The sequence below is a fragment of the Mucilaginibacter arboris genome (genome assembly GCF_009754915.1).
Taxonomy (GTDB): domain Bacteria; phylum Bacteroidota; class Bacteroidia; order Sphingobacteriales; family Sphingobacteriaceae; genus Mucilaginibacter_A; species Mucilaginibacter_A arboris.
The window spans coordinates 1-3,777 of record NZ_WPIK01000035.1; the positions used below are offsets into that span (position 1 = coordinate 1).

The 3,777-nt window shown below is 33.0% G+C and carries 4 protein-coding genes; all 4 read left to right on the plus strand.

The features are described 5' to 3' along the window. Positions 1-1,092 precede the first annotated feature (1,092 nt). Positions 1,093-1,578, plus strand: a complete 486-nt coding sequence (locus GO621_RS18500) for a hypothetical protein (protein WP_157569850.1) — start codon at positions 1,093-1,095, stop codon at positions 1,576-1,578. 221 nt (positions 1,579-1,799) lie between these two features. Beyond that, positions 1,800-2,240 (plus strand): hypothetical protein, encoded by a 441-nt coding sequence (locus tag GO621_RS18505; RefSeq protein ID WP_157569852.1) that lies wholly within the window; start codon positions 1,800-1,802, stop codon positions 2,238-2,240. 758 nt (positions 2,241-2,998) lie between these two features. Further along, positions 2,999-3,463, plus strand: a complete 465-nt coding sequence (locus tag GO621_RS18510) for a PIN domain-containing protein (protein ID WP_157569854.1) — start codon at positions 2,999-3,001, stop codon at positions 3,461-3,463. Beyond that, positions 3,450-3,611: a hypothetical protein gene (locus GO621_RS18960; protein WP_198170318.1), complete on the plus strand. Its 162-nt coding sequence runs from the start codon at positions 3,450-3,452 to the stop codon at positions 3,609-3,611. Before GO621_RS18510 ends, GO621_RS18960 begins: the two co-directional genes overlap by 14 nt. Positions 3,612-3,777: the final 166 nt, after the last annotated feature.

A 3,777-nucleotide genomic window follows, 5' to 3' on the forward strand; every position in this document is an offset into this window, starting at 1 on the left:
AGCTGTAACTTAAGACTTGCAAAACGCCGAATGACTTGCAAGCCGAACTTTTCACAATTGTAAAGCTGGCTGTATTTCTCGGCGAACTTTTTTTAATACTGTTTTTAGCAGACTTTTTTCAGTGGATCATTTCCGACGAACTAATTTTTTACATGATAAAAACAGTATTATTTGCCGACTTTGCAATCAAAAAAACAAAGTTTGTGAAAGAAAATGCTTACGACTTTTTTGGCAAATAAAACGTCCGACTTTGAAGTTTCAAATTCAATATTGTTCAGCAAAGTTTAGTTTTGCAAACTGATTTGTTAAATACAAAGTCCAATTTTTGTAGTTTTAAAATTAAGCTACAGCTAACATTGGTTTGGCTAAAAACTGGCTGACGGATTAAACATCAATTTTGTTTTACTATTTTGCTTCAGTTTCGGCTGAAGGAACAAAATTTGACTTGTAAAATATTATTGAACTTTTTGTTATAAATTTAACTTTGGTTCCGGCCGAAGGAATTCAATTTCCAGTTCTTCGCCAAGCCTTGAACGTTAGGCACAACTTCCTTGCAAATGTAAACTTTGGTGTCAAGCGATATTAAAGTAAAAACCGGTTTTGTAAAGCTGACTTTTATAATGCTATTTTTATCGGTGCAAAATCTGAGACTAATTTTTGTATGATAAAAACAGCATTTTCAGCGGACTTATTTTACTGATTTGCAACTTGTGATTTATAACTTGCAATTTGTAAAACAACAAATCAAAACTTGCAACTCTGGTTAAGCAAAGTCTTTTCAAACTGAAAAATCAAAATAATAATTTGCCGTAATTTTCCGCAAAAAACTAATCTAAAAGGCTTTTATCCTTAAAAACGACACTTCAAACTCTTTAAAAAAAGCTGTGCCTAACACGGGTTTGGCAAAAAACTGGCTGACGAATTAAACATTGACTTTTGTTTTACTATTTTACTTCAGTTTTAGCAGAAGGAACAATAATTTAGCTTATAAAAACAGTATTGAATTTTTTGTTATAAATTTAACTTTAGCTTTCGGCGGAAGGAATTCTATTTCCAGTTCTTCGCCAAGCCTTTTCCGTTGGCAGTAATTTTATGAAACGACAAAGAGGATTAAAAAGATATTATCGAAACCTTGCCATCCAAATAGATTTTGAAAAGCCAACATGGAAAATATATTTTAACGACCCAAATGCATGGTTCGACGATTGGCATTGGCATTTTGACTGGAAAGGATTTGGCAATGATAGTTTTAAAAGAAGGAAGCCTCATTTAGATAAACTATTTAGACATTTTGATCTCCTTGTTGAAAAGACAAAAAAAATAAACTCAGACTTTCAACTTTATACAGTTCTTTTAGACTTTCACAGTTCTAGTGACGCTTTATTCTTGCACAAGCCAAACTCAAACAATAGCCAATTTCCATTCAAAATAGAAGACTTATCAAAGACAACGACATTGACAAACAAGGCACTAGATGAGTATATCGAAAAATTAAGTGGATACGAAAGACTGTACGGACAAGCAGGCCAAGCCTTTTGTTTACTCTATAAACGAAATGTTGGACAACCTTTTCAATAGAAAAACTACTGCCAACATTGGTTTGGCAAAAAACTGGCTGACGGAGTAACATCAACTTTTGTTTTGCTATTTTGCGTCAGTTTCAGCAGACGGAACAAAATTTAGCTAATAAAAGAAGCATCAACATGTGATTATAAATTTGACTTCGGTTTTCGGCGGACGGATTTCAATTTCCAGTTCTTCGCCAAGCCCGAAACGTTAGCGGTAACCCTAAGACATCAATGTTGCTATCTAAATACAAATTTTCAGCCGGACTTGATAGACCAATTAATTCTTGTGGTTATCCAAAAGAAATTCAAGTGTTGAAAGACTACATTGATGAAAAAAAAGGTAATATAGTTTTAATCAATGAAAGTGAACTAATATTTAAGGGTGGCTATTCTCCATGGCGAGGTAATATTTGTAAATTCATTAAAGAAGGAAAGTTTAATATTAGAGAAAAAAATCAGAAATTATTTCTAGAATATCGAATCCAAATAGATAAACTTATTATTTACATTAGATTGTTTGGAATTGGACTAGGAATATTTTTAGACTGGAAAGTTAGCGTTCCTTTTGTTTGGGTTGGAGGAATGAATTGGATACTTGCAATAATCAGAAACAATTCAATGGTTGATAATATAGCAGGTGAAATTAATCAACTATTAAAAAATAAAAAATAATAAAAGGGCTACCGCTAACATTGGTTTGGCAAAAAACTGGCTGACGAATGTATCATCAACTTTTGTTTTGCTATTTTGCTTCAGTTTCGGCAGAAGGAACATTTTTTTAGCTTATAAAAACAGTATTAAACTTTAGAACTTTTATTTAACTTCGGTTTCGGCAGACGGGTTTCAAATTCCAGTTCTTCGCCAAGCCTTTTCCGTTGGGCGCAACTCATCGGACAACCGTCGACTTGCGCGCCAAATAAATTTTATCGCAAAACTGGTTTTGTTAAGCGGACTTTTTCCAAATGCTGTTTTTATCGGTAAAAAATTGGCGAACTAAATTTTGCCTTGTAAAAACAGCATTTCCGGCGGACTTTTTATAGTTTAAAGTTGCAGTTGTTAAGCTTGTAAAACGACAAATCAAAATATCTGACTTTGGCTAAATAAAATCATGCAGACTTAAAGAATGCAATTCAAATTCGATTATTCAAAATTTGCCGCGACAAATCTCGCTTTTTTTACCTTTAAAAACAGTATTTAAAGCTTTTTTCGCTACGCCCAACAATAGGTTTGGCAAAAAACTGGCCGACGGAAGTTATTGAACTTTTGGATTTCTTTTTTATCTTTAGTTCTGGTTTGAGCGAAAGGATTTCTATTTCCAGTTCTTCGCCAAGCCCGGAACGTTATGTGTAATGCTCGGCAAACGGCTCTATAACTATCCGCAAATTTATACCGCTACATTTTTAATTATCTTTGTTTAGACAAAAAGCCAAATGAAACAGAGAATCTATATAGACACTTCGGTAGTTGGTGGTTACTTTGATGAAGAGTTTAAAGAAGCAACCATAAAGCTATTTGAGCGGCTTGATAATGATGGAGTAATTTTTGTGGTATCAGACTTGCTTGACCTTGAACTAATAAATGCACCACAACAAGTTAGGGAACATTTAATAAATTACCCGAAAGATAAATTTCAAAGAGTTGAACTGACGAAGGAAGCTGTTAAACTTGCTGACACATACATAGAAGAAAAAGTTGTTGGTAAAACTAGTTTAGAAGACTGCCGGCACATTGCATTAGCGACTATTAACAAAGTGGACGTTTTAGCAAGCTGGAACTTTAAACATATTGTAAACCTTGACAGGATTAAGGGATACAATTCTGTGAATTTGCGACTAGGTTATTCAATGATTGAAATCAGAAGCCCAAAAGATTTAATAAATTATGGAAACGACTAAAAAAGAGAAACAGTTTGACACTGTAAAAATGATGAGGGATATCAGAGACAAAATTAGTTCTGAAACTCAAAATATGACGTTCGATGAGTTAAAGGCCTATATTAAACAACAACTTACGGATAACAAAACAAAACTTATCGGACAATAGTAACTATAAAAAGCACTACACATAACATTGGTTTGGCAAAAAACTGGCTGACGAATTAAATATCAACTTTTATTTTGCTATTTTGCTCCAGTTTCAGCTGAAGGAATAAAATTTAGCTGTTAAAAACAGTATTAAACTTTTTGTTATAAATTTAACTTCAGTTTTT

What these genes read in the sequence shown, in the direction of transcription:
- GO621_RS18510 (WP_157569854.1), top strand. Translation starts at nt 2,999, where the DNA reads ATGAAACAGAGAATCTATATAGACACTTCGGTAGTTGGTGGTTACTTT.
- GO621_RS18500 (WP_157569850.1), top strand. Translation starts at nt 1,093, where the DNA reads ATGAAACGACAAAGAGGATTAAAAAGATATTATCGAAACCTTGCCATC.
- GO621_RS18505 (WP_157569852.1), top strand. Translation starts at nt 1,800, where the DNA reads ATGTTGCTATCTAAATACAAATTTTCAGCCGGACTTGATAGACCAATT.
- GO621_RS18960 (WP_198170318.1), top strand. Translation starts at nt 3,450, where the DNA reads ATGGAAACGACTAAAAAAGAGAAACAGTTTGACACTGTAAAAATGATG.